The sequence below is a fragment of the Amycolatopsis sp. NPDC005961 genome, from assembly GCF_040629235.1.
GTDB lineage: Bacteria > Actinomycetota > Actinomycetes > Mycobacteriales > Pseudonocardiaceae > Amycolatopsis > Amycolatopsis camponoti.
The window spans coordinates 1-5,196 of record NZ_JBEXVF010000132.1 but is presented as its reverse complement, the minus strand read 5'-3'; the positions used below and the strand labels follow the sequence as shown (position 1 = coordinate 5,196).

Below are 5,196 nucleotides of genomic sequence, written 5' to 3'. Positions count from 1 at the left end.
GAGCAGGGCTCGGGTGGCCACGGTGGGAACCAGTTCAACGAGCAGGCCTCGACGGGCGGTCACGGGAGCATCTTCCAGAACGAGCAGGGCTCGGGCGGTCACGGTGGGAACCAGTTCAACGAGCAGGCCTCGACGGGCGGTCACGGCAACATCTTCCAGAACGAGCAGGGCTCGGCCGGCCACGGCGGAAACCAGTTCAACGAGCAGGCGTCCACCGAGCACCACGGCCACGAGAGCCACGAGCACGAGCACCACCACGCCGGCGGTCACCACCAGGACCACCACGACGAGCACCACCACCACGACGCCGACCACTACTGAGCCGGCGAAGTACAGTAAGGACTGAGGAGCGGTCATGCAGGAGCCGAGTGGCGGGGGGCGCATCGCCCTCGACACCCTCGACCTCGCGGTCAAGGGGGCGACGGCCTACGGACGGGACGATCTCGTCCAGCGCCTCACCGACGCCCGGCGCCTGCTGTCCGAACCGGACGTCACCGTCTACGTCGTCGGGGAGTTCAAGCAGGGCAAGAGCTCGCTCGTCAACGCCCTGCTGACCGCGAAGATCTGCCCGGTCGACGACGACATCGCGACCGCGGTGCCGACCGTCGTCCGGTTCGCGCCGGAGTCCGGGGCTCTGGCGACCTACGAACCGGCCGACCCGTCGTCGCCGCCGTGGACCGAGCGGATCTCCCTCGACGACCTTCCGACCCACGTGAGCGAAGCCGGGAACCCCGGCAACGTCCGCAAGCTCAAATCCGTCACGGCGTCGATCAGCCGCCAGCTGCTCTCCGGTGGGCTGGTGCTGGTCGACACCCCCGGCGTCGGCGGCCTCGGCTCGCTGCACAACGCCGTCACGGTCAGCTCGCTGCCGCGGGCGCACGCCGTCCTCTTCCTCTCCGACGCGTCCCAAGAACTCACCGGTGCCGAGCTGCGGTTCCTCCGCACCGTCAAGGAACTCTGCCCGAGCGTCTTCTTCGTCCTCACCAAGATCGACCTCTACCCGCAGTGGCGCCGGATCCTCGAGCTCAACGCCGGCCACCTCGAAGCGTGCGGGATCGCCATCGACACCGTCGCCGTCTCCTCGGAGCTGCGCACCGTCGCGGCGCGCTCGGCCGACCAGGAGCTGAACGTCGAATCCGGCTTCCCGCAGCTGGTCAAGCGGCTGCAGGGCGTGGTCGGCGACGCCGAACGGTCCGCGCTCAACGCCGTGGGACTGCACGTCGGGTCCGCGGTCGGCCAGCTGCACGCCGCCCTGCGCGCCCGCCGCACCTCCCTCGCGCACCCCGAGCAGTCCGCCGCGCTCGTCGCGGAGCTGACCCGGGTCAACGACCGCGTCGACGCGCTGCGCAGCCAGTCCGCGAAGTGGCAGCAGCTGCTCTTCGACGGCTTCGCCGACATTTCGTCCGATGTGGACTACGACCTGCGCGCCCGCTCCCGCGGTGTGCTGCACGAGGCCGAAGAGGCCATCGAAGAAGGCGACCCCGCCAAGAACTGGGCCGAGTTCGAGAAGTGGCTGCGCCAGCGTCTCGCGAACGAGACCCTGGAAAACTACGCGACCTTGATCAAGCAGGCCCGCGGCCTCGCCGCCCGCGTCGCCGAGCACTTCGAGCTCGCCGAGTCCCAGGCCGTGCTGCCGCGCGAAGTGCAGGCGCCGGTCCAGGTCGTCGAGGAGATCGACATCGACTCGTCGTTCACCGGCGTCAAGACCCGCGGCACCACCGGGATGGCCGCGTTCCAGAAGGCCTACAGCGGCTTCCTGATGTTCTCGATGCTCACGAAGATGGCCGCGCTGGCCATCCCCACGCCGTTCGGCGTCGCGGCCGGCCTGCTGATGGGCCGCTCCGGCTTCATGGACGAACGCAAGCGGCAGCTGGAAAAGCGCCGCGGCCTGGCCAAGACGGCCGTGCGCCGGTTCGTCGACGAGTTCAACCTCCAGGTCGGCAAGGACTCCCGTGACGCGATGCGGACCGTCCAAAGAGAACTCCGCGACGCCTACAGCGCCCGCGTCGAAGAGCTCCAGCGGTCCCTCACCGAAGCGCTGGCGAACGCGAAGAAGGCCGTCGTCGAGGACGACGCCGAGACGGGCGAGCTCAAGCGGCTGGAGGCCGACATCGAAGCCCTCGAAGTGCTCGGCCGGCGCGCCGACGAGCTCACCCTGCGCAGCGCCCCCAAAGCCGTGCCCGCAGCCGTCCCGGCGGTGACGCGATGACCCCGCTCTACGTCCAGGTCCGCGGGTTCGTCGCCCGCGCGTGCGCCGGGTACGCCGGCACACCGGCCGAGCCGCAGCTGCGGCAGATCGCCGGCCGGCTGGCCGAACCGCTGCGCGTCGCCATCGCCGGCCGCGTCAAGGCCGGCAAGTCCACCCTGCTCAACGCGCTCGTCGGCCAGGAGCTGGCGGCGACCGACGCCGGGGAGTGCACCCGCGTCGTCACCTGGTACCGCAACGGCCCGACCTACCGGATCATGCTGCACCCGGTCCGCGGGATGCCGCGCCAGCTGCCGTTCGGGCGGCTGTCCGGCACGCTCGGCCTCGAGCTCGGCATGGCGCCCGGCGACGTCGACCGGCTCGTCGTCGACTGGCCGTCGCCGGCCCTGCGGGCGATGACGCTGATCGACACGCCCGGGCTGGGTTCGGCGCGCTCGGAGGTCTCCGGACGCACCGAGGTGGCGCTGGTCCCCGAGGGCGACGGCGTCGGCACCGCGGACGCCGTGGTGTACCTGATGCGCCACGTCCACGGCGACGACGTCCGGTTCCTCGACGCCTTCCACGACGACCCCGCGCAGCGGCGCCCGGTGAACACGATCGGCGTGCTGTCGAGGGCCGACGAGGTCGGGCACGCCCGCGGCGACGCGCTCGACTCGGCGGCCCGGATCGCCGAGCGCTACGCCCGCGACTCCCGCGTCCGCGGGCTGTGCCAGACCGTGGTCCCGGTGGCCGGCCTGCTGGCCAGCTCCGCCGCGTCGCTCAAGGAGTCCGAATACCGCGCGTTCCGGGTGCTGGCCGCCGCGCCGGAGGCGGAGGTCGCGAGGCTGCTGACGTCGGCCGACCGGCTCGCCCGCGCGGAGTCCGAAGTGGACGTCCCGGCGGCCGAGCGCGCGGAGCTGCTGGCCCGCTACGGCCTGTTCGGCGTCCGGGTGGCGGTCGAGCTGACCCGCGGTGGCCTGGTGACCGGCGCGCGGGCGCTGTCCGGCGAGCTGCTGGCCCGCAGCGGCCTGCACCGGCTGCGGTCCCTGCTGACCACCCAGTTCGCCGCGCGGGCCGACGTGCTCAAGGCGCGCTCCGCGCTGCAGGCGGCCGAGCTGGTGCTGCGCGCCTACCCGGACCGCACCGGCGGGCTGCTGCACGAGTGGGAGCGGATCGTCGCGGGAGCGCACGAGTTCGCCGAGATCCAGCTGATCGACTCGATCCGGCTCGGCGTCGTGCTCTTCACCTCCGACGAGGCCCGCGACGCGGAACGGCTGCTCGGCGCGGCCGGGGTGGACGTGCCGAGCCGGCTGAACCTGCCGGGCGACGCGGGCCGCGCCGCGGTCCGGCAGGCGCTCGGCGCGCAGCTGCTGAGGTGGCAGCGGCGCGCCGAGCACCCCGCGTCCCCGCGCGACGTCCGCGACGCGGCCCGCGTGCTCGTGCGCACCTGCGAAGGAATCCTGCTCAGCGAAGCCCGGGCGGAGGTCTTGTCGTGAACGACTTGCCGAAGAAGATCAAGCGGGCGGCCGCGGCCGTCGCCGGCGCCGTCGCGTCGGAAGTGGCGGGCAACGTGCTGACGCCGGGGTCGCCCGCCGCGTCGGCGCCACCGCCCCAGCCGGAGCCGGCCGCCGCCGAGACCCCGCACGACGTCCCCGCCCACGAGTACGTGCCCGAGGTCGAGACCAGCACGGTCACCCGCGGCGAAGACGGTCACGTGGAAGCGCGGACCGGCACGGTCTGGCACCCGGAGACCACCGACGGCCTGCCGCTGAAGGAGCTGCCGACCGTCGAGGAGTTCGAGCAGATCGAAGTCCACGAAGACGAGTTCGGCAACTTCGTCATCGACGCGACCGAGCGGTTCGTGGTGCACAACAACGGCCGCGACGAGGTGTACACCGACCACCAGCACCTCGTCGTGCCCGGGGACGGGACGCCGGGCGACACGGACATCGACATCGTCCAGGACGCCGACATCGTCGTCCACGAGAACCCGGACGGCACGATCACCGTGGAGCACCAGGGTTCGCTGACCTACGAGCTCACCCCGGACGCGCCGGGGCACGGCGACATCGAGGTGTTCCAGGAGGAGACGGTCGTTCTCGACGAGGCCGAGACCGGGCCGCCCGGGATCGACGTCGGGGTCACCGTGGACCAGCAGGCCAGTGCCGACGACCCGTTCGGCGAGCCGGCCGGGCCGACCATCCACCAGACCGAGGTGATCGCCGACAAGGGCCGCGGTGCCACGGTGACCGCGCAGGTCACCGCGCCGGCGCCGTCGCTGCCCGGGACGCCGTCGGCGCCGGTCGTGACGTTCAGCCGTCAGCCGTCCACAGTGGACACACCGGCACCGCCGCCGATCGCGGTCGAGACGTCGACGACGCTGGCCGCGTCGAACTCGCTGGCCGAGCACCCGGTGGCGAAGCACAGTTTCGCCACCGACCCCGAGCCGGAGCACCACGACGCCGGTGAGGTCACGGGCACCCGGCCGCACCCCGCGGAGAAGGAGCACCCGTTCGAGCCGCCGCGGTCACACGAGCCGGAGCCCGACCGCCGGCCGGAGCCGGACCACGCACCGGACGCGGGTCACCCGCCGGACGACGTGCCCCCGGTGAAACCGCACGACCTGTCCCCGGTGGAGCCACCCGGCCCGCCGTCGCACGAAGACCACCTCGAAGAACCGGACCGGGTTCCGGACGAGCACCCGACTTTCGATCACGCGCACACCGCCGGCGGAGGCTGACATGGGCTACGGACTGGGCATCGACCTCGGCACGACCTTCACGGCCGCCGCCGTCGACAGCGCCGGCCACGTCGAGATGGTGTCGCTCGGCGACCGGACGGCGGCCATCCCGTCGGTGGTGCTGCTGCGGGCCGACGGCAGCGTGCTGGTCGGCGACGCCGCGAGCCGGCGCGCGGCCGTCGAGCCGGACCGCGTGGCGCGGGAGTTCAAGCGGCGTCTCGGCGACCCGACGCCGGTGCTGCTCGGCGGCGCGCCGCATTCGGTGGCGTCG

General features: G+C 72.7%; 4 protein-coding genes and 1 pseudogene. All 5 read left to right on the top strand.

Annotated elements, in window-relative coordinates:
- Window positions 1-321: pseudogene (locus ABZ342_RS48175) on the top strand (glycoprotein); the annotation flags it as partial.
- A 34-nt stretch (window positions 322-355) separates the two neighbouring features.
- A complete protein-coding gene (locus tag ABZ342_RS48170; RefSeq protein WP_360488626.1) occupies window positions 356-2,209 on the top strand; it encodes a dynamin family protein in 1,854 nt (617 codons plus the stop codon).
- Window positions 2,206-3,681, top strand: a complete 1,476-nt coding sequence (locus tag ABZ342_RS48165; RefSeq protein WP_360488623.1) for a dynamin family protein — start codon at window positions 2,206-2,208, stop codon at window positions 3,679-3,681. Before ABZ342_RS48170 ends, ABZ342_RS48165 begins: the two co-directional genes overlap by 4 nt.
- Window positions 3,678-4,925: a hypothetical protein gene (locus tag ABZ342_RS48160; protein ID WP_360488620.1), complete on the top strand. Its 1,248-nt coding sequence runs from the start codon at window positions 3,678-3,680 to the stop codon at window positions 4,923-4,925. The genes ABZ342_RS48165 and ABZ342_RS48160 overlap by 4 nt, the downstream gene beginning before the upstream one ends.
- Before the next feature lies 1 nt (window position 4,926).
- The coding region (locus ABZ342_RS48155; protein WP_360488617.1) for an Hsp70 family protein at window positions 4,927-5,196 on the top strand (270 nt) is incomplete at its 3' end.